Origin of the sequence: Catellatospora paridis, from assembly GCF_009720365.1 — a bacterium.
Lineage (GTDB): Bacteria > Actinomycetota > Actinomycetes > Mycobacteriales > Micromonosporaceae > Catellatospora > Catellatospora paridis.
In genome coordinates this window covers 132,489-157,214 of record NZ_ML769315.1, presented here as the reverse complement: position 1 = coordinate 157,214, position 24,726 = coordinate 132,489, and the positions used below count along the sequence as shown (strand labels likewise).

At 71.8% G+C, this 24,726-nt stretch carries 24 protein-coding genes; 17 read left to right on the top strand and 7 right to left on the bottom strand.

What is annotated here, in order from left to right; translation table 11 throughout:
• Window positions 1-68 precede the first annotated feature (68 nt).
• Window positions 69-986 (top strand): LysR family transcriptional regulator, encoded by a 918-nt coding sequence (locus F9C41_RS13520; RefSeq protein WP_155387132.1) that lies wholly within the window; start codon window positions 69-71, stop codon window positions 984-986.
• Window positions 987-1,101: 115 nt separating this feature from the next.
• On the opposite strand, the gene F9C41_RS13515 is transcribed toward F9C41_RS13520, so the two are convergent.
• Complete coding sequence (locus F9C41_RS13515) at window positions 1,102-2,517, bottom strand: serine/threonine-protein kinase (RefSeq protein ID WP_155387131.1); 1,416 nt, start codon at window positions 2,515-2,517, stop codon at window positions 1,102-1,104.
• Between the two features lie 269 nt (window positions 2,518-2,786).
• Here F9C41_RS13515 and F9C41_RS13510 point away from each other — a divergent pair, with 269 nt between their 5' ends.
• The 4 genes from F9C41_RS13510 (at window position 2,787) to F9C41_RS13495 (ending at window position 5,452) form a co-directional block, all read left to right on the top strand.
• Window positions 2,787-3,581, top strand: a complete 795-nt coding sequence (locus F9C41_RS13510) for a lytic polysaccharide monooxygenase (protein WP_155387130.1) — start codon at window positions 2,787-2,789, stop codon at window positions 3,579-3,581.
• A 158-nt stretch (window positions 3,582-3,739) separates the two neighbouring features.
• Window positions 3,740-4,321 (top strand): DUF305 domain-containing protein, encoded by a 582-nt coding sequence (locus F9C41_RS13505; RefSeq protein ID WP_230689565.1) that lies wholly within the window; start codon window positions 3,740-3,742, stop codon window positions 4,319-4,321.
• 163 nt (window positions 4,322-4,484) lie between these two features.
• Window positions 4,485-5,006: an RNA polymerase sigma factor gene (locus tag F9C41_RS13500; RefSeq protein WP_155387129.1), complete on the top strand. Its 522-nt coding sequence runs from the start codon at window positions 4,485-4,487 to the stop codon at window positions 5,004-5,006.
• The gene (locus F9C41_RS13495; protein ID WP_230689564.1) at window positions 5,003-5,452 is read left to right on the top strand and encodes a hypothetical protein; all 450 of its coding nucleotides are present in this window, start codon (window positions 5,003-5,005) and stop codon (window positions 5,450-5,452) included. The genes F9C41_RS13500 and F9C41_RS13495 overlap by 4 nt, the downstream gene beginning before the upstream one ends.
• Before the next feature lie 125 nt (window positions 5,453-5,577).
• Here the strand turns inward: F9C41_RS13495 and F9C41_RS13490 are convergent, their stop codons facing one another.
• Both F9C41_RS13490 and F9C41_RS13485 read right to left on the bottom strand, forming a co-directional pair.
• Complete coding sequence (locus F9C41_RS13490) at window positions 5,578-6,594, bottom strand: acetylxylan esterase (protein ID WP_155387128.1); 1,017 nt, start codon at window positions 6,592-6,594, stop codon at window positions 5,578-5,580.
• Between the two features lie 6 nt (window positions 6,595-6,600).
• The gene (locus tag F9C41_RS13485) at window positions 6,601-7,650 is read right to left on the bottom strand and encodes a LacI family DNA-binding transcriptional regulator (RefSeq protein WP_155387127.1); all 1,050 of its coding nucleotides are present in this window, start codon (window positions 7,648-7,650) and stop codon (window positions 6,601-6,603) included.
• Window positions 7,651-7,963: 313 nt separating this feature from the next.
• Here F9C41_RS13485 and F9C41_RS13480 point away from each other — a divergent pair, with 313 nt between their 5' ends.
• From F9C41_RS13480 to F9C41_RS13455, 6 genes are all read left to right on the top strand, one after another.
• Window positions 7,964-8,956 (top strand): ABC transporter permease, encoded by a 993-nt coding sequence (locus F9C41_RS13480; RefSeq protein ID WP_155387126.1) that lies wholly within the window; start codon window positions 7,964-7,966, stop codon window positions 8,954-8,956.
• Window positions 8,953-9,885 carry a carbohydrate ABC transporter permease gene (locus F9C41_RS13475; protein WP_230689563.1) on the top strand — a complete coding sequence of 311 codons (933 nt, stop codon included), beginning with the start codon at window positions 8,953-8,955 and terminating at the stop codon, window positions 9,883-9,885. Before F9C41_RS13480 ends, F9C41_RS13475 begins: the two co-directional genes overlap by 4 nt.
• Before the next feature lie 56 nt (window positions 9,886-9,941).
• Window positions 9,942-11,576, top strand: coding sequence for an ABC transporter substrate-binding protein (locus F9C41_RS13470; protein WP_155387124.1), 1,635 nt, complete (start codon window positions 9,942-9,944; stop codon window positions 11,574-11,576).
• A gap of 72 nt (window positions 11,577-11,648) precedes the next feature.
• Window positions 11,649-13,196: a GH39 family glycosyl hydrolase gene (locus F9C41_RS13465; RefSeq protein WP_155387123.1), complete on the top strand. Its 1,548-nt coding sequence runs from the start codon at window positions 11,649-11,651 to the stop codon at window positions 13,194-13,196.
• A complete protein-coding gene (locus F9C41_RS13460; RefSeq protein WP_155387122.1) occupies window positions 13,189-13,872 on the top strand; it encodes a YesL family protein in 684 nt (227 codons plus the stop codon). Before F9C41_RS13465 ends, F9C41_RS13460 begins: the two co-directional genes overlap by 8 nt.
• Window positions 13,869-15,902 (top strand): beta-galactosidase, encoded by a 2,034-nt coding sequence (locus F9C41_RS13455; RefSeq protein WP_155387121.1) that lies wholly within the window; start codon window positions 13,869-13,871, stop codon window positions 15,900-15,902. The genes F9C41_RS13460 and F9C41_RS13455 overlap by 4 nt, the downstream gene beginning before the upstream one ends.
• A gap of 97 nt (window positions 15,903-15,999) precedes the next feature.
• Here F9C41_RS13455 and F9C41_RS13450 read toward each other — a convergent pair whose 3' ends face one another.
• Both F9C41_RS13450 and manD read right to left on the bottom strand, forming a co-directional pair.
• Window positions 16,000-18,105: an alpha-glucuronidase gene (locus tag F9C41_RS13450; RefSeq protein ID WP_155387120.1), complete on the bottom strand. Its 2,106-nt coding sequence runs from the start codon at window positions 18,103-18,105 to the stop codon at window positions 16,000-16,002.
• Window positions 18,095-19,360, bottom strand: coding sequence for a D-mannonate dehydratase ManD (gene manD, locus F9C41_RS13445; protein WP_155387119.1), 1,266 nt, complete (start codon window positions 19,358-19,360; stop codon window positions 18,095-18,097). The genes F9C41_RS13450 and manD overlap by 11 nt, the downstream gene beginning before the upstream one ends.
• Window positions 19,361-19,419: 59 nt before the next feature.
• Between manD and F9C41_RS13440 the strand changes: the two genes are divergently transcribed.
• Complete coding sequence (locus F9C41_RS13440) at window positions 19,420-20,136, top strand: FadR/GntR family transcriptional regulator (RefSeq protein ID WP_155387118.1); 717 nt, start codon at window positions 19,420-19,422, stop codon at window positions 20,134-20,136.
• A gap of 36 nt (window positions 20,137-20,172) precedes the next feature.
• Here the strand turns inward: F9C41_RS13440 and F9C41_RS13435 are convergent, their stop codons facing one another.
• A complete protein-coding gene (locus F9C41_RS13435; RefSeq protein ID WP_155387117.1) occupies window positions 20,173-21,072 on the bottom strand; it encodes a LysR family transcriptional regulator in 900 nt (299 codons plus the stop codon).
• Between the two features lie 162 nt (window positions 21,073-21,234).
• Between F9C41_RS13435 and F9C41_RS13430 the strand changes: the two genes are divergently transcribed.
• The 5 genes from F9C41_RS13430 (at window position 21,235) to F9C41_RS13410 (ending at window position 24,123) form a co-directional block, all read left to right on the top strand.
• Entirely contained in the window at window positions 21,235-21,594 is a 360-nt protein-coding gene (locus F9C41_RS13430) for a DUF1801 domain-containing protein (RefSeq protein WP_155387116.1), read from the top strand.
• Complete coding sequence (locus tag F9C41_RS13425) at window positions 21,594-21,998, top strand: VOC family protein (protein WP_155387115.1); 405 nt, start codon at window positions 21,594-21,596, stop codon at window positions 21,996-21,998. The genes F9C41_RS13430 and F9C41_RS13425 overlap by 1 nt, the downstream gene beginning before the upstream one ends.
• Before the next feature lie 22 nt (window positions 21,999-22,020).
• Entirely contained in the window at window positions 22,021-22,728 is a 708-nt protein-coding gene (locus F9C41_RS13420; RefSeq protein WP_155387114.1) for a DUF998 domain-containing protein, read from the top strand.
• A gap of 127 nt (window positions 22,729-22,855) precedes the next feature.
• Window positions 22,856-23,713 carry an isocitrate lyase/PEP mutase family protein gene (locus tag F9C41_RS13415; protein ID WP_155387113.1) on the top strand — a complete coding sequence of 286 codons (858 nt, stop codon included), beginning with the start codon at window positions 22,856-22,858 and terminating at the stop codon, window positions 23,711-23,713.
• A 116-nt stretch (window positions 23,714-23,829) separates the two neighbouring features.
• On the top strand, window positions 23,830-24,123 hold the full coding sequence (locus F9C41_RS13410) for a hypothetical protein (RefSeq protein WP_155387112.1): 294 nt from the start codon (window positions 23,830-23,832) through the stop codon (window positions 24,121-24,123).
• Window positions 24,124-24,153: 30 nt separating this feature from the next.
• Here F9C41_RS13410 and F9C41_RS13405 read toward each other — a convergent pair whose 3' ends face one another.
• Window positions 24,154-24,528: an MmpS family transport accessory protein gene (locus F9C41_RS13405; RefSeq protein ID WP_155387111.1), complete on the bottom strand. Its 375-nt coding sequence runs from the start codon at window positions 24,526-24,528 to the stop codon at window positions 24,154-24,156.
• Window positions 24,529-24,726 lie beyond the last annotated feature (198 nt).

Here is a 24,726-nt window from a genome sequence, read left to right as displayed (position 1 = left end):
CCATGATCCGCCGCTCTCGGCATACAGCACAAGCGACGATCTCTTCATGCAGCATGTAGCCTGACTGAATGCAGATCGACCCGCGCCGCCTCGCCGTGCTGCGCGCCGTCGCCGACGCGGGCGGCGTGCTCGCCGCGGCATCCGTGCTGCACCTGACCCCGTCGGCGGTGTCGCAGCACATCGCGCGGCTGGAGGCGGAGACCGGGGTGACGCTGCTGGACCGCTCGCAGCTGGGCGGGCGGCGAGCGGCCGGGCTGACCGCGGCCGGGCGGATGCTGGCCGGGCACGCCGCGAAGCTCGGGCAGGTGCTCGCCGCCGCGGAACACGAGCTGGCCGCGTTCACCGGGCAGGTCGCCGGGCCGGTCAACGTGGGCGCGTTCCCGACCGCGATCCGGCACCTGGTCGTGCCGGTGGCCGCCGAGCTGGGGGACAGCGCGCCCGCGGTGGCGCTGCGCATCCGGCAGTACGAGCCCGAGCCGGGGCGCGCCGCGCTGCGGACGGGCGAGTTGGACCTGCTGATCACGGAGTCCGACGCGGCCGCCCCCGCCCGCGACCCGGCGGGGTTGCGCATGGTGAACCTGTTCGACGACCCGTACCGGATCGTGGTGCCGCGCCGCTGGGGCCCGGTCAGTGATCTCGACGTGCTGCGTGACCGGCCCTGGGTGGACGGCCCGCCGGACACCGCCGTGCGCCGCGTGCTCGACCGGGTCTGCGCCCAGCACGGCCTGACCCTGGACCGCCGGCATGAGTGCCTTGATTTCCCCGCCGCCCTCGCCGTGGTCGCCGCGGGCCTGGCCGCCGCGGTCGTCCCCGCGATGGCCCGGCCCGAGGAGCATCCCGGGGTCCGCGCCATCACCACCCCGCTGGTCGGCGCCCGCCGCCTCGACCTCATGCACCGCCGCGGCCGCCACGAACCCAGCCCCGCCGCCCGCCTCGTCGCCGCCGCCCTCACCACCCGAGCCCACGACACCGCCCCATCCTCCTAGGACGCCCTAGGCACAGGCACGGTGCAAAGGAAAGGCACCTTCTTGACGCTATGCGTTGCAGAAGGTGCCTTTCCCAACCTCAGGACCCCTGCTGGCTGCGGAAATCGAGCCGCCGTCATGCGTCGTCGGACAGGGTCCCGGCCAGCCGGTCCACGATCGGTTCCAGCACCTGGAACGCGCCGTCCGTGAGGTCGCCGTCTCCGCGCATGTCGCGCAGCTTGGCGAGCAGCTCGCGGGCCTGGCCGGCGGCCTCGCCGTCACCGTCGCGGCGCAGTCGCTTCTCGATGTCCTGGACCTGTTTGCGCAGCTCGGCGGCGTCCTTGCCGCCGATACCGCCCGCCCGTGCCAGCCGGTCGATCTCCTGCCGCAGCTGCGCCAGCGGATCGGCGGGGCGGGCAGCCGACGGCTTGGGCGCGGGCGGCCGGGTCGTGCTCGCCGCGTTCGACGGGACGGTCGCGTTCGACGGTCCGGCCACGGCGGCGTTGCCGGGCGGCGATCCGGCCGAGGCGAGCACGATCAGCATGAGCCCGGTCACGATGGCGACCACGGCCGCCGTGCCCCACAGCACCGGCCGCAGCCAGCGGTCGGGCCGCGCGGGGCGGCGGGCGGCGGACCTGGCCGCGGGACCGGGTCGCACGGGCAGGGGAGGCGGCACGGAGGCCACCCCGACCAGGGTGCCGGGCCGGGCGCCGGACGGCGACACCGGCGCGGCGAGCAGGGTGTCCGACAGCTGGGCCGTCGTGTACGGGTCGGGCACGATCGCCTCGCCGATCGTCAGCAGCTGCGCGGCGACCTGCTCGGCGCTGGCCGGCCGGTGCCCGGGGTCGGCCGCGGTCAGCCGGCCGGTGAGTTCCGCGAGCGGCGCGGGCACCCCGGCGCGCAGCAGGTCATCGCGCACGCCGTCGCCGTCGCGTCCGGTCGGCGGCGGGGCGCCGGTGAGCATCGCGTACAGCGAGCAGCCCAGCCCGAACACGTCGGTGCGCGCGTCGACGGGGCCGCCCGCGGCCTGCTCGGGCGCGGTGTAGCCGCGGGTCCCGGCGACCAGTGACGGGTAGGCCGCCTCCTGCCAAGCCGCGATGCCGAAGTCGCAGACCTTCACCACGCCCGCCGAGTTGACCAGCAGGTTGGCGGCGGTCACGTCCCGGTGCACGATGCCGGCGGAGTGCGCGGCGGCCAGCGCGGCGCACGTCTGCACGGCGATGCCGACGGCCTGGTCGCGGTGCAGCGGGCCGTCCTGCAGCAGGGTGTGCACGCTGGGCCCGTCGACCAGCTCCATCACCACGTAGGCGTCTTCGGTTTCGACGGCGACGTCGTACACCGCGACGATGTGCGGATGCGGCAGCGCGGCGACGGCCTGCGCCTCACGCCAGAAGCGCTGCCGTGTCGCGGTGTCGGCGAATCGCGCGGGGTCCAGGATCTTGACTGCGACCGGGCGGCGCAGGCGCAGGTCGCGTCCACTCCAGACGGTGGCCATGCCACCGTGCCCGATCTCCTCGTCGACCCGGTACCGGGCGCCCAGCAGTCTGCCCATCACTCAGACCTACCCGCCCCGGCGGTCCGCAAACCGCATGCGGCCGATGTCACCCGTCCGCGCGCCCTCCGCAGTGCGGTGCTGGTCGGGAAGGCGACCCGGCCCGGCCGAGGTTTATGCGGATCTTGTGGGGCGTTTAAGGTCTCCACAAGGGACTTCTCCGTAGCGTTCGGGGCATCGGCCGTGCACCGCGGTCGCCGCCGCACGCCGCCGCCCCGCGAGCCGGGTTGCCGGCCGCGTGCGCCCCCGGCAGGAACGGAGTTCATCCCATGCGAAGACTGGTCGCCTACCCGCTGGTGGCGCTGGGTCTCGTGACCGCGTCGCTGGCGGTCGCCTCGCCCGCGTCCGCCCACGGTTACGTCTCGTCGCCGCCGAGCCGCCAGGCGCTGTGCGCGTCCGGCCGGGTCGCCGACTGCGGCCCGATCCAGTTCGAGCCGCAGAGCGTGGAGGGCCCGAAGGGCCAGCGCAACTGCCATGGCGGCCTGGCGCAGTTCGCCGTGCTGAACGACAACAGCCGCAACTGGCCCGCGACCTCGGTCGGCTCCTCGGTCACCTTCAGCTGGGTGCTCACCGCCCGGCACTCGACCAGCAGCTGGGAGTACTACCTCGGCGGCAGGCGGATCGCCTTCTTCGAGGACGGGGGCCGCCAGCCGAACGCGACCGTGTCGCACCAGGTGAGCCTGGCCGGGTTCAGCGGCCGCCAGACCCTGCTGGCGATCTGGAACATCGGCGACACCCCGATGGCGTTCTACAACTGCATCGACCTGCAGATCGGCGGGGGCGGCCCGGCCCCGTCGCCGACCGCCGCCCCGTCCCCGACGGCCCGGCCCACCGCGTCGCCCACCGCCCGCCCGACGGTGCGGCCGTCGAGCCCGGCCGCCTCGCCGACGACCCGCCCGACGGGCACCGTGCCCGGCGGCGCGCAGTGGGCCCCGGGGACGACCTACCGGACCGGCGACGAGGTGACCTACCAGGGCGTGCGCTACCGCTGCCGGCAGTCGCACACCTCGATCGTCACCTGGGAGCCCTCGTACTACACGCTGGCGCTCTGGCTGCCGATCTGACCAGTCTCCGGCGGGCCGTCCCCCGTGCGGCCCGCCGGTCGTCACCCGACCCGGCACGCACTGTTCGCCGCGCGCTCCCTGCCCGTGGCGGTGACCTCGCCCTTCCCGCAGACCCCACCCCGGCGCTCGCACCGCCGTCCCCGAACAGGACCATGCCGATGAGAGAGATCCGGATCGCGCTGGCCGCCGCCGCGCTCGCCCTGCTGGCCGGCTGTGGCACCGCCGCGCCCGAGCCGGCGGCCTACCAGCCGCCCGCCGCGCCCCGGGCGGACGCGACGTTCAACACGACCGACGTGATGTTCCTGCAGATGATGGTCACCCACCACACGCAGGGCCTGGAGATGGTCAAGCTCGCCCGCACGCGCCAGACCAGCGAGGAGGTGGCGATGCTCGCGGGCGCGATCGAGGTCACCCAGACCACGGAGCTGGAGGTCATGCAGGGCTGGCTGAACACCTGGGGCGAGCCGACCACGGCCGGCCACGACCCGAACGCGCACGCCTCGCACGGCGGCCTGCCGATCACCGGCGCGGACGAGATGGCGGCGCTGCGCAAGGCGAGCGCCGCCCAGTTCCAGACGACGTTCCTGAACCTGCTGATCGGTCACCAGCACAACGCCGTCGAGATGGCCCGCATGGAGACCGACGGCGGCGTCAACCCGCAGGTCAAGGACCTCGCGAACCGGATCACGCTGTCCCGCAACGAGCAGATCAAGCAGATGCTGGGCCTCGTCGCGGCCTGACCCCGCGCCCTGGCCGACCCCGCGTCCGAAGGTCCCCGGGCGCCGTTTCCGAGGCTCCGTCCGCGCTGCTCTGACAGCATGGGCGGAGCCTCGGCCGATTCTCGCGGCGACGGCGTGAACCTGGACGGCCTGTCCGGCGACTGTGCTGGGCGAGGAGGCAGGTATGAGCGATGAGCTGCTGGTGGTCCGCTGCCGGCTCGGTGAGCGGGACGCGCTCGCGGAGCTGGTGCGGGTCTGGCATCCGCGGGTGTGGGGTTATGTGCGGCGCATGATCGGCCCGGCCGAGGCCGACGACGTGACGCAGGAGGTGTGGCTGGCCGTGGTGCGCGGCCTGCCGGGGCTGCGGCAGCCGGAGCGGTTCACGCCGTGGCTGTTCACCATCGCGCGACGCGCGGTGACCAACCGGCTGCGCGCCGAGTACGCCCGCCCCGAGGTGGCGACCGACGCCGAGGCGGTGTCTCCCGATCCCGCCGACGCGCTGGTGGACCGGGCAGAGCTGCTGGCCGGGCTGGCGGCGCTGCCGGCCCGGGAGCGGGAGGTGCTGATCCTCTTCCATCTCGAGGACCTGCCGCTGGAGACGTGTGCGGTGATCTGCGACGTCCCCGTCGGCACGGTCAAGTCACGCCTGTCCCGTGCGCGGCGGCTGCTGCGCGAGGAACTGAACCGGAAGGAAGGCCGCCCGTGAACGCCGATGAACTGATCTCCCGACTGTCCGGCCCGCTGTCGTTGCGCCGCCGGGTGCTCACCGTGGTCGCGCTGCTGGGCGGGCTGCTGGGGGCCGCGTTCGTCTTGCTGCTGTGGCTGACCGAGCCGGCGCTGCCGGGCCGTACGCAGCTCGCCTTCGGGGTGCTGGTGCTGATCGGGCTGGGCTGGGCCGGTTACGGCGGTTGGGTGCTGTCGCGGCGTACGCCGCTGTTCGCGCTCGACCGCGTGATCGCCGGCTGGCTCGCGCTGGCCGCCACGGGCCTGCTCGCGGGGTTGACCGTGCTGGTGGCGGTGACCCGGGGCGGGGTGCATCCGGTGGCGTACGCCGTGGTTGTGGTGCTGGTCGTGGTTGCGGCTGGCATCCTGGTCCGGGCCCGTGCGCTGCGTGGCGCGCTGCTGCGCCGTAAGCGCGAGCTGGGCGGCTGAGTTTCCGGGCCGAAGCTCCTTTCATGCCGGGTCGACGGCATGAACGGAGCTTCGGTCATGTGTGGGCAGTGCCTGGTCATCGCGTTCGGGTCGGGTGGCGGGATCGCAGAAGCGTCGGCCCGGTATCAGTAGACGGCGGAACCCCGGTCGGCGTGCAGCACCGAGGACAACCAGGCCAGCTGCCGCTGCACCTGGTAGGCCTCGCCGCCCTCATGGTGGTTGAACGGGTAGGCGTGGATCTCCCGGGCGGGGCGCTGCGGGCGGCCGTTGGCGGCGCCGTAGTGGTTGTGGGCGGCGAACACGCCGCTGGGCGGGCAGACGTTGTCGCGTAGGCCGGTGCCGAAGTGGGCGGGTGCGACGGCGCGGCGGGCGAAGTTGACGCCGTCGACGTAGGACAGGGTGTGCCGGACGGCGTTCTCGGCCTCGCGGTGCACGGCCAGGAAGTTGACGATTTCGCCGTACGGCGGGGCGTCGGTGATCTCGATGGCGCGTTGCAGGTGGCACAGCAGCGGTGCGGTGGTGATCAGCGCGGCGAGGTCGGGCACGAGTCCCGCGACATCCAGCGCCAGGCCGCCGCCCTGGCTGTTGCCGGTGGCGACGATCCGGTCGGCGTCGACGCCGGGCAGGGCGCGGGCGGCGTCAACGGCCCGGACGGCGTCGGTGATCAGCCGCCGGTAGTAGTAGTCGCGCGGGTCCAGGATGCCGCGGGTCGCCGGCCATGGCCCGCCGAGCGCGCTGCCGTGGGGGTCGGGGGTGTCACCGCCGCTGCCGTACTGGCCGCCCTGGCCGCGGGCGTCCATCAGCAGGTGCGCGTATCCGGCGACGGGCCAGGTCAGGCGTTCGTGGGGGAGTCCTCGGCCGCGGCCGTAGCCGACGTACTCCACGACCACGGGCAGCGGGGTGTCGACGCCGGCGGGGCGGGTGTACCAGGCGCGGACGGGGTCGCCGCCGAAGCCGGCGAAGGTGACGTCCCAGGTGTGCAGCAGGGGCAGGCCGGTCTGCACCGGCCGGACGTCGCCGAGCACGGGGCGGGCGGCGGCGTCCTTGAGCGTCGCGGACCAGAACTCGTCGAAGTCGGCGGGTTCGGCGACGTCGGGTGCGTAGTGCCGGAGCTGGTCGAGCGGTAGGTCGAACAGGGGCATGGGTCCTCACCGGGTGTTCGGGGTCGGGCGCGGGTGCGCGGGCGGCGCGGTCGTCTCGCGGACGATGAGCTCGGTCACCAGGTCGATGCGGCTGGTCGCCAGGTCGATCTTGTTGGCCAGGTCGAGCAGCATCTGGGCGGCGGCGCCGGCCATGTCGCGCAGCGGCTGGTGGATGGTGGTGAGGGCGGGGTCGGTCCAGGCGGCGACGGGCAGGTTGTCGTAGCCGATGACGGACAGGTCGTCGGGCACGTGCAGGCCGAGCTGGCGGGCGGCGCGCAGCACGCCCATGGCCTGCATGTCCGAGCCGGCGAAGATGGCGGTGGGCCGGTCGGGCCGGGTGAGCAGGTCCATGGCGTGCTCGTGGCCGGTGGCGACGTAGAAGGGGCCGTGCCGGATCAGGTCGGGGTCGACGGGCAGGCCGGCCTCCTCGTGCGCGGCCCGGAACCCGGCGGTGCGGGCGCGGCTGCACAGCACGTCGGTCGGGCCGGAGATGACCGCGATCCGGCGGTGGCCGAGTTCGAGCAGGTGGCGGGTGGCGAGCAGGCCGCCGCTCCAGTTGTTGGCGCCGACGGTGGGCACCGAGGCGGAGGTGGCGCTGTCGGTGTCGATGACGACGAACGGGATCGCGCGGCGGTGCAGTTGCTGCCGCTGGGGTTCGGTGAGGTGGCACTGGACGAACAGGACGCCGCGGGGCCGGCGGGCGAGCACCCCGTCGAGCCATTCCTGCGGCGGCCGGTGGCGGCCGTGGAGCTGGGACAGCACCACGTCGACCTTGGCGGGGGCGGTCACCGTCTCGATCCCGCGGATGATCTCCATCGCCCAGGCGGAGTCGTATTCGTGGAAGACGAGGTCGATCTGGCCGGTGGGCAGCCGCCGGGAGCGGCGGCGGTAGCGGTTGCGTTCGAGGCTGGCCTCGACGCGGGCTCTGGTCAGGGCGGAGACGTCGAGGCGGCCGTTGAGGACTTTGGAGACGGTGGCGGTGGAGACGCCGACCTCGTCGGCGATGGCCGCGATCGTCACCGCGCCGGACGCGGTGCTCGGCCGGGACTTCGTCATATTTGCCTCGCCAGCTGCCTCGGAAGTTTCGGACGGAACTCTAACACCACGATCGGCATTCTCGGCCAGAGCGATGTTTCGCAGGATCGACGAGATCGACGGTCCTCTCCGGATGGTCACGCACTGCAATCGTTTGCGTCAGCAGTTCAACGCCCCTTGACACGTCCCGATGCGACGCTTAAGTTGCCCGGCACAGGTAACGCAATATTTCCGAAACTTTCGGTGAAACGCGGAGGTCGGCTCTCGCTGTCCGTAACGGACCGCGCCGTGGTCGTACGGAATGCGCTTCGGCTTGAACAGGGGAGGTCCTCCGATGAGCGTGCCCGGAACGCTGGACCCGCCGCGGTCCACACCGGCGGCGGGCCCGCCGGCGCCCGCGCGCCCGCCGGTCGTCCGCGCCCGGCGGTTGACCTGGCGGCGGGCGTTGCGCCGGGACTGGCAGCTGTACTCGCTGGCGCTGCTGCCGCTGCTGTTCTTCGCGGTCTTCCGGTACCTGCCGATGATCGGCAACGTCATCGCGTTCCGTAAGTTCCAGCCCGGCGGCAACCCGCTCGGGGAGTACTGGGTCGGGCTGCGCTACGTGGAGATGTTCCTCAACGACTCCACGTTCTGGAACGTCTTCACCAACACCCTGGTGCTGGGCGTGCTGACGCTGGTGGTCTGCTTCCCGCTGCCGATCGTGCTGGCGCTGCTGTTCAACGAGCTGAGCAGCCGCCGGCTCAAGCGCTTCGTGCAGTCGGTGTCCTACCTGCCGCACTTCCTGTCGGTCGTGATCATCGCGGCGATGGTGATGCAGCTGCTGAGCGTCGACGGCACGGTCAACCAGCTGGTACGGGTGTTCGGCGGTGAGCCGATCCCTTTCCTGCAGCAGCCGGAGTGGTTCCGCACCATCTACGTCTCCTCGGAGGCGTGGCAGACCGTCGGCTGGGGCACGATCCTCTACCTGGCCGCGCTGACCACCATCGACTCCGACCTGTACGAGGCGGCCCGCATCGACGGGGCGAGCCGGTGGCGCCAGACCTGGCACGTCACCCTGCCCGGCATCCGGCCGACCATGGTGACCCTGCTGATCCTCAACATCGGCACGTTCATGGCGGTCGGGTTCGAGAAGATCCTGCTGCTGTACAACCCGCTGACGTACCCCACCGGCGACGTGATCTCCACGTACCTGTTCCGGATGGGCGTGCTGTCCAACAGCTTCAGCTACGCCGCCGCGATCGGCCTGTTCGAGGCCGTCATCGGCCTGACGCTGGTGCTGTCGGCCAATCTCATCGCCCGCCGCGCAGTAGGGACGAGCCTGTGGTGACCGTCGAACACAAGCCGGCCCCGGCCCCGGCCCTGCCGGCGGTGCGGCGGCGGCGGCGCGGGCTGAAGGTCACCCGGGGCTACCGGGTGTTCCAGGCCGTCAACGCGGTCGTGCTGACCATCGTGGTGATCGTGACGTTGTACCCGTTCGTCAACGTGGTGGCGCGCTCGTTCAGCCAGGAGGCCTACATCCGGGCCGGGCAGGTCAACCTGGTGCCGCGCGGGTTCAACCTCAGCACGTACAAGCTGGTCATGGCCGACGACATGTTCTGGGCCAACTACCGCAACACCGTGTTCTACACCGTCGTCGCGACCGCCGTCGCCATCGTGCTGACCACCTGCTACGCGTACGTGCTGTCCAAGAAGCACCTGCGCGGCCGGTCGGCGCTGGTCGGCATCGCCGTGTTCACCATGTTCTTCTCCGGCGGCCTGATCCCGAACTACATCCTGATCACCAGCCTGGGCCTGAAGAACTCGGTGTGGGCGATCGCGCTGCCCAACGCGATCAGCGTGTTCAACCTGCTGGTCATGAAGGCGTTCTTCGAGAGCATGCCGGTCGAGCTGGAGGAGGCCGCCGCCGTCGACGGCCTGGACACCTACCGCATCCTGTGGCGCATCGTGCTGCCGCTGTCCAAGGCCATGATCGCGACGATGGTGCTGTTCTACGCGGTGGCCTTCTGGAACTCGTGGTTCTCGGCCTTCCTCTACATGGACCAGTCCGACCTCTTTCCGGTCACCGTCTACCTGCGCAATCTCATCGCCGGGGCGACGGGGGCGGGCTCCGTCGGCGCAGCCGACGCCGATCTGCAAACGGCGGCCAACATCCAGGCCGTGACGATCGTGCTCACCGTCGTGCCGATCCTGCTGGTCTACCCCTTCGTCCAGAGGTACTTCGTGTCCGGCGTGATGCTCGGGGCGGTCAAGGGGTGAACCGGCGCTGTTCGCAAGTCGCACCTCCCACTCCTCATCCTGAAAGGCGCAAACATATGGCAATCCGCTCCCGCAGACGCGTCGCGGCGTTCGCCGCCGCGCTGCTGGCCGTATCCCTGTCCGCGTGCACCGGCGAGGAACCCGTCTCCGACGACCTGTCGGGCAACCGCGTCGGCGCGATGACCGACTACGGCGTGAACGCCCAGTTCAAAGCCACCGAGGCGCTGAACTTCTCGATCCTGTACAACAACCATCCGAACTACCCGATCAAGAACGAGTGGCTGTTCTGGTCCGAGCTGACCAAGCGCACCGGCGTCACGCTGCAGCCGACCGCGGTGCCGCTGTCGGACTACGAGCAGAAGCGCAGCCTGCTCATCGGCGCGGGCGACGCCCCGCTGATCATCCCGAAGACCTACCCCGGCTCGGAGGCCCCGTTCGTGGCCTCGGGGTCGATCCTGCCGGTCAGCGACTACCTCGACCTGATGCCGAACTTCAAGGACAAGATCGCCAAGTGGAACCTGCAGCCTGACGTCGACCAGCTGCGCCAGCTCGACGGAAAGTTCTACCTGCTGCCCGGCATACACGAGAACGTGTGGACGGACTACTCGCTCGGCGTGCGCACCGACATCCTCGCCCAGCTCAACCTCACCGCGCCCAAGACCTGGGACGAGGTGTACACCATGCTCAAGGCGATGAAGGCGGCGTACCCGAACCAGTACCCGATGTCGGACCGGTGGAGCAAGCCCACGCCCGGCGGCGCGCTGTTCAACTACATGGCCGGGGCGTTCAGCACCAACGGCGGCTGGGGCTACCGCAACGACTACTGGGACGCCAACGCCAAGAAGTTCGTCTTCACCGGCGCGACCGACGGCTACAAGCAGATGGTCACCTACCTGAACAAGCTGGTGAAGGAGGGCCTGCTCGACCCGGAGAGCTTCACCCAGGACGACGACACCGCCATCCAGAAGCTCGCCACCGGCAAGTCCTTCGTCATCAGCGCCAACGCGCAGGAGCTGGTCAACAAGTACCGGACCACGATGGCCGCGACCCTGCCGAACGCGAAGATCGTCAAGATCCCGCAGCCGACCGGCCCCGCCGGTGAGGTCAAGGCCGGCAGCCGCCTCGAGAACGGCGTCATGATCTCCAAGAAGGCCCGCGACAGCAAGAACTTCGTCGCGATGATGCAGTTCATCGACTGGCTGTACTACTCCGACGCGGGCCAGGAGTTCGCCAAGTGGGGCGTGCCGGGCACCACCTACAACAAGGACGCGTCCGGCAAGTTCACGCTCGCGCCCGACGTCGACTACGTCAAGCTCAACCCGACCGGCACCAAGCACCTGCAGAAGGACTTCGGCTTCGGCAACGGCGTGTTCGCCTACGGCGGCACGACCCAGCTGCTCCAGTCGACGTTCTCGGCCGAGGAGCTGGAATACCAGAAGGCGATGGACGCCAAGAAGATCCTGCCCGTGCCGCCGCCGCACCCGTACGAGGACGCCGAGGCCGAGCAGGCCACCCTCTGGGAGACGCCGCTGAAGGACCACGTGTCCCAGATGACGCTCAAGTTCATCCTCGGCCAGCGTGACCTGTCCGAATGGGACGCCTACGTCGCCGAGCTCAAGGCCAAGAACATGGACGCCTACATCGAGCTCGTGAACAAGGCCCACGACCGCTTCGCCAAGCAGCGGGGCTGACCCCACCGGCCCGGCCCCGCCCCGTACCCCCGGCGCGGCCGGGCCCCCCGCTCGTGCACTCAGAGGACCGCCATGCGTATCCACGTACCCGAGACCGCCTCCGGCCGGCTCACCGACGCCTGGCGTTTCTGCGTCGGCACCGGCCGCTTCGAGCTCGCCCTGCGGCGCGACTACCAGGACTCGCTGGCGATGATCCAGCGTGACATCGGCTTCCGGCACATCCGCGGGCACGGCCTGCTGTCCGACGGCGTCGGCGTGTACCGGCCGTACGAGTACCAGGGCGCCAGCCGCGTCCGGCACAACTTCACCTACGTGGACCAGGTCGTCGACGCCTACCTCGACCTCGGCATCCGCCCGTTCGTGGAGCTGGGCTTCATGCCCGCGGCCCTGGCCTCCGGCGAGCAGACCGTGTTCTGGTGGGGCGGCAACGTCACCCCGCCCCGCTCCAACAGCCAGTGGGCCGACCTGGTCAAGGCGACCGTGTCGCACCTGGTCGACCGGTACGGCATCGAGCAGGTCCGCACCTGGCCGATCGAGGTGTGGAACGAGCCCAACCTCAAGGAGTTCTGGGCCGGTGCCGACCGCGACGCCTACCACCGCCTGTACGAGGTCAGCGCCGATGCGGTCAAGGGGGTCGACGCGTCGCTGCAGGTCGGTGGGCCGGCGATCTCACCCGGGGCGGACGACTGGCTGATCCCGTTCGCGGAGTTCACGGACGGACGCGGGGTGCCCGTCGACTTCGTCAGCAAGCACGCGTACACCTCCGGGCCCGCCCAGCACGTGCCGTTCGGGGTGCACCAGACCCTCGCCCCGGCCGAGCGGCTGCTGGAGCAGTTCGCCAGCCCGCGGGAGCTGCTGGCCGCCACCGGTCTGGCCGGGCTGCCGGTGCACATCACCGAGTTCAACTCCTCCTACCGGCCCGACAACCCGGTGCACGACACGGCCCTGCACGCGGCATACCTCGCGCCGGTGCTGGCCAGCGGCGGCGACCTGGTCGACTCGTTCTCGTACTGGACGTTCAGCGACATGTTCGAGGAGGTCGGCGTGCCGACGTCGCTGTTCCACGGCGGCTTCGGCCTGCTCACCCACCGGCAGATCCGCAAACCCACCTACCACCTGTACGCGTTCATGGCCCGGATGGGCGACCAGGTCCTCACCCGCGGCGCCGACCACCTGGTGACCCGCGACGACACCGGCCGGGTCACCGTGCTGGCCTGGGCCCCGGTCGACGTGACCGGCGGCCCGCCCGTCGACGGCCACACGGTGCGGCTGTCGATCCCGGTCGGCGGACCGGGCACGCCGTCGGTGTACCTGAACCGCTCCTCGGTCAGCGAGGACGCCGGCAACGCGTGGACGGCCTGGTGCGAGATGGGCCGCCCGGCCTCACCCCGCCCGCGCGAGCTCGCCGACCTGTACGAGGCCGCCGAACCGGCCCGCAGCCACCGCAACCTGCCCCGGATCGGCGGCTGCGTCGAGCTGGACCTCGTCCTGTCCCGGCACGAGGTGACCCTGGTCGAGCTGACCCCGGTCGTCGACGAGACCCCGCCCTGGTGGGACGACAACCGGCTGCTCGGCCTGAGCCGCCCCGCCCCGCAGCCGTCGGGGCGCAGCGATGGCTGACCTCGCCGCTGGCCGGTTCGGGCAGGGCGTGCTCTCCCGGGCCGCGGCGCTGGTCTACAGCCTGCTCGTCGTGGAGCTGCTGCTCCTGGCGACCACGCTGCCGGGCCTGGTGCCGCTGGTGCTGCTCGAACGCGACGCCAGCAACATCCCGCTGTTCGCGGCCTGCGCGCTGCCGCTGGGCCCGGCCGTGGCCGCCGCCCTGTACGCGCTGCACCACCACCGCGCCGACCTGGCCGACCTGACCCCCGCGACGGCGTTCTGGCGCGGCTACCGGCTCAACGTCGGGCCGGTGCTGCGGGTCTGGGCTCCGCTGCTGCTGTGGCTGGCCGTCGTCGCCGTCAATTTGGCCCACCTCGACGCCGCCGCCGTGCCCCGCTGGTGGGCGGCGCTGCTGGTCGTGCTCGCCGTCGCGGCAGCCCTGTGGGGCACGAACCTGCTGGTGATCACGTCGCTGTTCGACTTCCGGGTGCGCGACGCCGCCCGGCTCGCCTCGTACTTCCTCGTCCGCCGTCCCGCGGTCACCCTCGGCAATCTCAGCGTGCTAGTCGCGGCGGCGGGGCTCACCGTGCTGCTGTCCGAGGCGGTGCTCACCCTGTCCGGCGCGCTGCTGGTGTTCGTGCTGCTGCGCAACTGCCGCCCGATGGTCGGCCAGATCTCCAGGGAGTTCACGGCATGACCCTGCCCGCCACCCAGAAGATCCCCTACGGCGGCGACTACAACCCCGAGCAGTGGCCGCAGGAGGTGTGGACGCAGGACTACCGGCTGTTCGACGCCGCGCGCATCGACACTGTCACCGTCGGCGTGTTCACCTGGGCGCTGACCCAGTCCGCGCCGGACGTGTACGACTTCACCATCCTGGACGCCATCGTCGAACGGGCGGCCGCGCAGGGCCGCGCCGTCTGCCTGGCGACCGGCACCGGCGCGCACCCGGCCTGGCTGGCCCGCGCCCACCCCGAGGTGACCCGCACCGACTTCGAGGGCCGCCGGCACCGGTTCGGCCAGCGCCACAACTCGTGCCCCAGCTCGCCGGTGTTCCGGCGGCTGTCGGCCGAACTCGCCCGCCGCATCGCCGCCCGCTACGCCGGAAACCCCGCGGTGGTCGCCTGGCACGTGGGCAACGAGTACGGCGGGGCCTGCTACTGCGAGCTGTGCACCGCCGGGTTCCGGGACTGGCTGCGCGAGAAGTACCGCACCCTGGATCGGCTCAACCACGCCTGGTGCACCACGTTCTGGTCGCACACGTTCACCGGCTGGGACGAGATCGAGGCCCCGTCGGCGCTGACCGAGCACTGGCGCGGCCCCGACCACACCGCCTTCCAGGGCATCACCCTGGACTACCTGCGCTTCATGTCCGACGCGATGCTGGCCAACTTCGTCGACGAGAAGGCCGCGATCCGCGAGTCCAGCCCCGACACCCCGGTCACCACGAACTTCATGGGCATGTACCGGCCGCTGGACTACCACCGCTGGTCGGCGCACCTGGACTTCGCGTCCTGGGACAACTACCCGCCCGACGACCGGTCCGCGGCCCGGATGGCGCTGACCCACGACCTGATGCGCGGTCTGAAGGGCGGGCAGCCGTTCTGGCTGATGGAGCAGACCCCGAGCGTCACCGCCTGCCGGGACGTGAACCCGCTCAAACGGCCCGGGATCAACCGGTTGTGGAGCTGGCAGGCGGTCGCGCACGGCGCGGACGCGGTGCTGTACTTCCAGCTGCGGGCCTCGCGGGGCGCGTCCGAGAAGTACCACGGCGCGGTCATCGGGCACGCCGGTCGCTCCGACACCCGCGTGTTCGGCGAGGTCGCGCAGCTCGGCGCGGAACTGGACCGGCTCGGCGGCGCCAGCCTGGGCGCGCGGACCCCGGCCCGGGTCGCGCTGCTGTTCGACTGGGACAGCTGGTGGGCCCTGGAGATCTCCGACGGCCCGTCCCGGCTGGTGCGCTACCAGCAGGTCGTGCTCGCCTACCACTGGGCGCTGTGGGATGCCGGGGCCGACGTGGACGTGGTGCCGGTGACCGCGGATCTGTGCCGCTACGACGTGGTCGTCGCGCCCGCCCTGCACATGGTCAAGGGCGACCTCGCCCGGCGGCTGGAGGCGGTCGCGGCGCGCGGCGGCTCGGTGGTGACGACGTTCCTGTCCGGGCGGGTCGACGAGGACGACAACGCGTTCCTGACCGACGTGCCCGGCCCGCTCGCACCGCTGATGGGCGTGCGGGTCGACGAGTGGGACGCCCGCGAGGCCGACGTGGTCAACCCGGTGCTGCTGGAGTCCGGCGCCGACCGCCTCGAAGTCGCGTCGCGGCTGCTGTTCGAGCTGGTCATCCCGCAGGGCGCGGACGTGGTCGGCACCTACCGGGCCGACTTCTACGCGGGCACGCCCGCCGTCACTCGCAACACGTTCGGCGACGGGCACGGCTGGTATGTCGCCGCCGGCCTGGAACAGGACGGCGTGGCGTGGGTGATGCGGCAGGTGCTGGCCCGCCACGACCTGATCGGGCCGTACGCCGACGTCGCCGATCTGGAGACGGCGGTGCGGGTCGCCCCCGACGGGACTCGCCTGCGGTTCCTGCTCAACCACCGGGCCGACAAGGTCACGGTGACCGCCTGCGCCGGCGGGGTCGACCTGCTGACGGGGGAGCGGGTCGAGGCCGGGCAGCCGCTCGCCCTCGACCCGCTCGGTGTCGTGGTGCTGCGCGAGACGGCCTGACGACGGTCAGGCCGCGCGGCGGCCCGTGGGCGCGGGTCGCCGGTCTCGCGGCGTCACGCGGGTGCGGTGTGGGACTTCGCATCCGCGTGACGCCGCGTCAGTGGATGCGCCGACCTGAGGCGTCTGGGATCCCGGACTTGCGGTAGAAGTACGTGTTGATCTGGTCGCGCCACTCCTGTGCGCAGCGCAGCTGCTCGTCGAGGCGTTCGCGCACCCGGGCGTCCACGTCCGGGGCGACCAGCCCGGCCAGCCGCGCCCACTGCGACCGCATCGCGACGACCCGGTCCGCGCCCGCGAAGTGGGTGTCGTAGATGTGCTGGATCACGGTGCTCCCGCTGTGCAGCGGGTGGGTGTAGGGCACGTGGTGGAAGAACAGCAGCAGCTCGTCGGGGCAGGAGCCGGCCGACTCGTACACCTGCGACCACGGCTGCGGGTACTGGCCGGTGAAGCCGGTGCCGGTGGCGCGGGTGCGGTCGACGCCGATGCCGTCGCGGTCGGCGAAGTGGTAGGTGCCCCACGGGGTGTATTCGTAGCCGTCGACGTCGGGGCCGTAGTGGCTGCCGGGCCGGACCATGAACCCGACGCCCAGCGGCGCGGTGTAGGACTCGTAGACCTGCCACGAGTCGTCCATGACCTCGTGCAGGGTCTGCCGCAGCAGCTCGGGGTCGGCGGTCGCCGACGGGGTGAAGGTCAGGTCGATCCACTCGTCGAGGACCGTGGTCGGGTCGAGGTGGGGATTCCAAGCGAGCCGGCCGAAGGCGTACAGGTTGGCCTGGGCCAGGGGATGCCCGGTCCAGAACGGGTCGTCGCCCACGTTGGACACGGCGACCAGCCCGCCCTCGAACCCCGTGGGGCCATTGTCGGCGCCCAGCCCGGCGGCCACCGACGCCACGGTCCGCCCGCCGCCCCACGGCTCGAACGCCAGCACCTCGTGCCACAGCGGGCCGAGGTAGCACACGTGCCGCTGCTGGCCGGTGTACTCCTGCGTCACCTGCAACTCCACCGCGAGCCGGGTGCCGGGCATAGCGGCGATCACCGGCGACACCGGCTCCCGGGTCTGGAAGTCGATCGGGCCGTACTTGACCTGCAGGATCACGTTGCCGGCGAACCGCCCGTCGAGCGGGGCGAAGTGGTCGTACGCCGCGCGGGCCCGGTCGGTGGTGCGGTCGCGCCAGTCCTGCGTGTGGTTGTACACGAACGCGCGCCAGTGCACGACGCCGCCGAACGGCTCCAGCGCGGCGGCGAGGGTGTTCGCGCCGTCGGCGTGGGTGCGCCCGTAGCCGAACGGGCCGGGCTGCCCCTCGGAGTCGGCTTTCACGACATACCCGCCGAAGTCGGGGATCGCCGCGTACACCTGCCGGGTCGTGGCCGCCCACCAGGCGCGCACGCCGTCGTCGAGCGGGTCGGCGGTGGGCTGGCCGCCGAGCGCGGCGGGGGAGTTGAAGTTGACCGACAGGTGGGTCCGGATGCCGTATGGGCGCAGCACGCCGGCGAGCGCCGCGACGTCGCCGAGCCGGTCGGTGAGCAGGTGCGCCTCGGTGGCGTGCACGTTGACGTTGTTGACGGTGACCGCGTTGACGCCGATCGAGGCCAGCAGCCGGGCGTAGGCGCGGACCCGGTCCAGGTCCGGGGTCAGCCCGCCGTCCCGCCAGAAGATCGAACCGCCGGAGTAGCCGCGTTCGACCTGGCCCATCACCGGGTGGGTGTCGATGTTGTCCCAGTGGTTCAGCATCCGGCGCGCCGTCACCGGGTGGTGGACCTCGATCGGCAGCGTCGTGCCGAACGCCGCCTCGCCGAGCCGGACGACGTGGAACAGCCCGTAGAGCAGCCCCGCCGGTTCGTCGGCCAGGACCACGGTGACGCCGTCGCGCCGCCCCAGTGCGAAGCCCTCCGCGCCGAGCGTGCCCTGCCCGGCCCGCCGGTCCAGCTCGGCCAGCACCATCGCCGCCGGATCCGGCAGGCCGTCCACGCTCGTCAGCGCCAACACCAGGTCGAACCCGCCCGCACCGGCTGCGTCGTCCGGCTGTCCCGTCGGCCGGTGGCGCAGGCTGCCACCGTGCTGCTCGGCGACCTGTGCGATCTCCTGCACGACGGTCTGCGCGAGCGGCCCTTCGGCGCACACCAGGACACGGCGGGAGCCGATCGCCCGGAACGCCTCGTCGGGCAGCCAGGCCGGGTGGGGAGCGGGCAGGTCACCAGTCATGGACAGTGCCGTCCTTAAGGCGGTTGACCGGCAGGTACGCGGCCACGTACGGGAAGCGCGCGGCGGCCTGCTCGTCGAGTTCGACGCCGAGGCCGGGCTGCTCGCCGGGGTGCAGGTAGCCGTCGGCGAAGGTGAACGACTGCCGGAACACCTCGTCGGTCAGCGGGCCGTGCTGCATGTACTCCTGGATGCCGAAGTTGTGGATGGCCAGGTCCAGGTGCAGCGCGGCGGCCATGCCGACGGGGGAGATGTCGGTCGGCCCGTGGATCCCGGACTTGATCTGGTACTGCGCGGCGAAGTCGAGCAGCTTGCGCATGGCGGTGATGCCGCCGGTGTGCGTGACCGCGCTGCGCACGTAGTCGATGAGCTGCTCGCGGATGAGGGTCTGGTAGTCCCAGACGGTGTTGAAGACCTCGCCGATGGCCAGCGGGGTGGTGGTGTGCTGCCGGACCAGCCGCAGCGCCTCCTGGTTCTCGGCCGGGGTGCAGTCCTCCAGCCAGAACAGGTCGTAGGGCTCCAGGTCCCTGCCGAGCCGGGCGGCCTGGATCGGGGTCATCCGGTGGTGGCCGTCGTGCAGCAGTGGCAGCTCGGGCCCGAACTCGTTGCGCACGGCCTCGAAGACGCCGGGCAGGTGGCGCAGGTAGGCGCGGGTGTCCCAGTCCTCCTCGACGGGCAGCGGGGTGCGCTGGGCGGGCTCGTAGTCGTAGCGCTCGCCCTCGGTCTGCGCGGCGACGCCGTAGACCGCGTCGATGCCGGGCACGGAGGTCTGGATGCGGATGGACCGGAAGCCGAGTGCGAGGTGCTTGCGTACGGAGTCGAACAGCTCGGGCAGGTCCCGGCCGGAGGCGTGCCCGTACGCCATGATGCCGTTGCGGGACGCGCCGCCGAGCAGCTGGTAGAGGGGCATCCCGGCGGCCTTGGCCTTGATGTCCCACAGGGCCACGTCGACGGCGGCGATGGCGGCCATGGTGACCGGCCCGCGCCGCCAGTATGCCGACCGGTACAGGTACTGCCAGGTGTCCTCGATGCGGTGGGCGTCGCGGCCGAGGAGCAGCGGCACCACGTGGTCGGTCAGGTATGAGGCGACGGACAGCTCGCGGCCGTTGAGCGTGCCGTCGCCCAGGCCGGTGATCCCGTCCTCCGTCGTGATCTTCAGCGTGACGAAGTTGCGGTTGGGGCTGGTGACGATGACTTCCGCGGCGACGATCTTCACGGGGCGCCTTTCTGGACGGTGCGAGAGGGTCCGACCCGAAATGCTAGGCCCATAAATCAGACGTAATCAAGGCCAACCCGCAAACTGGTATGTTGTATGGGATGGACACACCCCCCACCGCATCCCGGCTGCACGCCCGCGTGCTCGACGAGCTCGGCGTCGCGATCTGCGGCGGCACGTTCCCGCCCGGCACCGTGCTCTACGTCGACGAGCTGGTCGAACGGTGCGGTGTGTCGCGTTCGGTCGTCCGCGAGGTGCTGCGGGTGCTGGCCTCGATGGGCCTGGTCGAGGCGCGCCGCCGGGTCGGCACCCGGATCCGACCGCCTGCCGACTGGAACGTCTTCGACCCGCAGGTGATCCGCTGGCGGCTGGCGTCGGACGAGCGGCTGGCCCAGCTGCGCTCGCTGACCGAGCTGCGGGCCGCGGTGGAGCCGCAGGCGGCGCTGCTCGCGGCGCGGCGGGCGTCCGCGGCCGACGCCGCCGAGCTGGTGGCGCTCGCCGCGAAGCTGTGGGCGGCGGCCGAGTCCGGCGACGAGCCCGGCTTCCTGAGCGCCGACATCGAGTTCCACCGGCGGGTGCTGCTGCACTCCGGCAACGAGATGTTCGCCGGGCTGCACGAACTGGTGGCCGAGTCGCTGACCGGCCGCCACCACCACCACCTCATGCCGCATCACCCCGATCAGCGCGCGCTGACCCTGCACGCCGACGTCGCGCAGGCGATCCAGCGCCGCGACGGCGAACGCGCCAAGACCGCGATGACCGCCCTCACCCAGCACATCCACGACGAGCTGAACGACGGCAGGCAAGCCACCGGCTGACCTCCCGAAGGGAGGGCACGATTGGACGGAGCCCGGTCAGCCCTGCGCGATGGTCACCGGGTTGGCGTCGGTCGCGGCGCGGACGAACTCGCGTACCCGGGCGGTGGTGTTGGACTCCAGCCAGACCGGCCCGCGCTCGATCGGCGGCGCGTCGGAGATCGGCACGTAGGCGATGTCCGGCCGCGGGTGGTACTGCCGCGTCTGCTCGCCCACGGGCAGCACCCCGCGGCCGAGCGCGACCAGTGACAGCATCTCGGAGAACGTCTTGCCCGACGGCCCCTTCGGCACCGGCCGGCCCGACGGGGTGTGCTCGGGCGTGCGGTCGCGCTTGAACTCCGCCGACGTCACCGCCGGGTACTGGATCACCGGGTGGTCGCCGAGCACCTCCAGCGGCACCGACTCCCGGCCGGCCAGCGGATGCGCCGCCGACACGGCCAGCATCCGCCGCTCCACCATCAGCGCCGGGCCGCGGGCCATCCCGTCGAACGGGTACGCCGCGACCAGGATGTCGATCGAGCCGTCGAGCAGGCTGGCCCGCGAGTTGTACAGCTGCACCTCGTGCACGTCGACCTCGCACTCGGGATGCCGTGCGGTGAACAGGTTGACCGCCTTGAGCAGCACCGGCGCCAGGTACTCGCCGAGGAACGCCACCCGCAGCCGCCCCGCCACCCCGCGCCCGGCGTCGACGGCCCGGCGCAGTGCCTCGTCCAGCTGCGCGACCAGCGGGGCCAGGTCGTCGGCGAGCTGCCGGCCGATGGGCGTGAGCCGGACGACCCGGCTGGTGCGCTCGAACAGCGGTGCGCCGACGCGCCGCTCCAGCTTCTTGATCACGTGGCTGATCCGGCCGGTCGTCACGTGCAGGCGCTCCGCCGTACGGCCGAAATGCAGCTCCTCGGCCAGCGTCAGGAACGTCTCCAGCTCGTGCCGCTCCAGCATGCCGCCTCCGGTTCGTTGAATCCGAGTAAACGATCGTAGCCCGATCACGGCTTGGTCGGATCCGCCGAATGGCGAATCGTAGAGGACGTCACCGGGTCACCGGACAGACCGGAGCAGGGCAGACGGCCCGCCCCGAACCACCGCCCCGACGAGGAAACGACCATGACGACGAACATCACCGACTACCTGACCGGCCTCGACGCCGCGCTCCGCGAGGTCGGCGAGCAGACCCGGCCGGTCATCGACGCCGCGCTGCCCGACGCCGGCAGCGCGATGTGGCACGGCCACCCCGTGTGGGGCCTCGGCGACGTCCCCGGACGCCGGCCGATCTGCCTGCTGAAGGCGTACACCTCCCATGTCACCTTCGGCCTGTGGCGCGGCCAGGAGATCACCGACCCGTCCGGCCGACTCGAACCCGGCTCCCGGCAGATGGCCGCGGTGAAGCTGCGCTCGACCGCCGACATCGACGCGATCCTGTTCGCCGACTGGCTGCGCCAGGCCCGCGCGCTGGAGGCGAACTGATGACGCTGCGGGTCAAGGCCTTCGACCACCTGGTCCTCAACGTCACCGACGTCGAGCGGTCCCTGGAGTTCTACTGCGGGCTGCTCGGCCTCGCCCCGGTCAGGGTCGAGCAGTGGCGTGCCGGGCAGGTCGGTTTCCCCTCGGTGCGGGTCACCGCCGACACCATCATCGACCTGGTCCGGCGCCCTCGCGGCGAGTCGAACGTCGACCACCTCTGCCTGGTCGTCGACCCCCTCGACTGGCACGCCGTCGTCGCCTCCGGCGTGTTCACCGTCCTGGAGGGACCGGTCAGCCGCTTCGGCGCCCGAGGCACCGCCACCTCCCTGTACGTCCAGGACCCCGACCACAACACCGTCGAGTTGCGCTGGTATCCGGCGCAAGCCGAATCCCCGTCCGCTGCCTGACCGACCCCCAAGGAGAGCCCGCATGACCTCGACCGCCGTCCCTGCCGCCCGGACCGCTCCCGCCGACCCGGCGGCGACACCCCTGGCCGGTGCCCCGCCCGGCACTCGCGGCACCGACGCCCTGCTCGCGGCGGGCGTGGTCGCGGGCCCGCTGTTCCTGGTCGCCACCGTCGTCCAGTTCGCCGCCAAGACCGGCGTGGACCCGCGGATCCATCCGCTGAGCATGCTCAGCCTCGGCGCGGCCGGCTGGCTCCAGATCACCAACTTCGTGGTGGCCGGTGTGCTCGTGCTCGCCTCGGCGGCGGGCCTGCGGCGGGCGTTGCGCGGCGGCCCGGCCTGCACCTGGGGGCCGGGCCTCATCGGCGCGTACGGCGTCGCCCTGCTGGCCGGCGGGGTCTTCATCGTCGACCCCGGCATGGGCTACCCCGTGGGCGCCCCGGACGGGCCGCCCGCGCAGCTCACCTGGCACGGCACCCTGCACGTGTTCGCGTCGCCGCTGATGGGCGTGGCACTGGTCGCGGCCACGTTCGTTTTCGGTCGCCGGTTCCGTCGCACGGGCCGTCAGGCGTGGGCCGTGGCAGGTCACGCCGTCGCCGCAGCGTACGCCGGGTTGACCGTGGTCGGGATCGCGCTGCCCGACTACCGGCTCATGCTGGCCGGAGGCGCGATCAGCTGGCTGTGGGCATCGGCCGTCACCGCACGGCTCATCGCCGACCGCACGGGCCGCTGACCTTGCGAGCCTGCCGCTGCCGCCCGAGGAGAGTCCACTCGGGCGGCTCCGGCACGTCGCCGTTCAGCCCGTCTCGCCCGGTGCCGTGTACGGTCACGACGGTCGCTCACCACCGGAGGTTCACCACATGGACGGCGAGACACGGCAGCGTGCACAACGCTTCGCCGAGCTGCACCGGGCAGGCTGCTTCCTGCTGCCCAACGCCTGGGACGCGGGCAGCGCCCGGATCCTGGCGGCCGTGGGCTTTCCCGCCGTCGCGACGACGAGCGCGGGCATCGCGTTCTCCCTCGGCCACCCGGACCACGACTACCGCGCGGAGCAGTCGCCGGACGACCGGGTCGACCGCGACACGATGCTGCACCGGGTCCGCGAGATCGCCGCGGCGGTTGCCGTGCCGGTGAGCGCGGACCTCGAAGACGGCTACGGCTCAGCGCCCGAGAACGTGGCGGCCACGATCTCGGCCGTGCTGGCGACTGGGGCGTGCGGCGGCAACATCGAGGACTTCACCGGTGACCGGGCCGAGCCGCTGTACGACCTCGCGATCGCCACCGACCGCATCCGTGCCGCCCGGACGGCGGCCGATGCCGGCGGAATACCGTTCACCCTGGTCGGGCGCACCGACGTGCTGCTGGTCGGCGGCCGCCTCGACGACGCCGTCCGCCGGGCCAACGCCTACCTGGCCGCCGGGGCGGACTGCGCGTTCGTGCCGGGTGCGGCCGACGCCGCGACCATCGCCGCGCTCGTGCAGGAGCTGGACGGCCCGCTCAACGTCGTCATGGGACTGAGCGGCAACGCGCTGGCGCTGGACGACCTGCGTGAGCTGGGCGTGCGGCGGGTCACCGTCGGCGGCAGCATCGCCCGCAGCGTGTACCGGCAGCTCATGCGCGCCGCCCGCGAACTCGCCGAGCAGGGCACCTTCACCTATGCCGACGACCAGGTCAGCCAGCACGACCTCAACGACATCTTCCGCGGCCCCGCCCGCTGAACCCGGCGCTCGACGCCGAACGGGGCAGCGCGCTCTCGCGAACAGCCGGTAAGCGGTCATGACCGGACATATACTGATGTCACAGGTCAAAATAGAGATGGGGATCGGGGATCGCTATGCCGGTCGTGCTTGTTCATGAGGGACCTACCGTCACCAAGGAGCGGTACGACGAACTCGTCCGCAGGCTCACCGGCGGCAAGAGCCGCATGGAGTCGATCGCCGACTGGCCCGTCGAGGGCCTGCTGGTGCACGTCGCCGGCCAGAGCGAACAAGGGTTCCGGGTCGTCGATGTATGGGAGTCCGAGGACGCCTGCCGCCGCTTCGCCGACAAGCTCATGCCCCTCATGGCGGAGGTCGGCATCATGGACCAGGCGGTGCTCTACCCTCCGCACGCCTTCGTGTCGGCCTGACCCGGATACCCCACTCACGGGACAGCGCAGCTAGCCGTCGGTCCGGCCCGCTCCGAACGCCCTCCGGAGGGTGACGATGCAGCCGGCGGCGATCCCGCTCGACTTCTCGGCGAGCACGACGTCTCCGCGCAGGATCCGGCAGCCGATCGCCTCGCCGCGCACGGCCATGCCGCCGACCGAGACCGCGCCTTCGGTCGATTTCACCTCGATCGTCGTGCGCCAGGGCAACTCGACCGAGGCATGCATCATGTCGCCCCACCCGTGCTCGGCGTACCCGTCGTCGGGCGTGACCCAGCTGACGTGCGCCGCGTAGCCGTATGGGCTGGTCACCTCCAGGGTGAGTGCACGGTCTTCGCCGCCGAACACGGCAAATCCGACACCGGCCACGGTGGCCACGGCGGTCACCGCGGCAGCCGAGACGATCATGAGGTGGCGTCGGCGGGCCGGCGCGGGGACGGCCACCGGGGGAGAGCAGGTCACGGCGCAGGAGCTTAGGACATCCCGAACTTCCCCTGCTCAGAGGGGGTATCCGAGCGACAGTCGCACGGCGCCATCCGACTGCCCCAACTTCCGGGCGGGCACCAGCGTGTAGGTCTGCGGAGG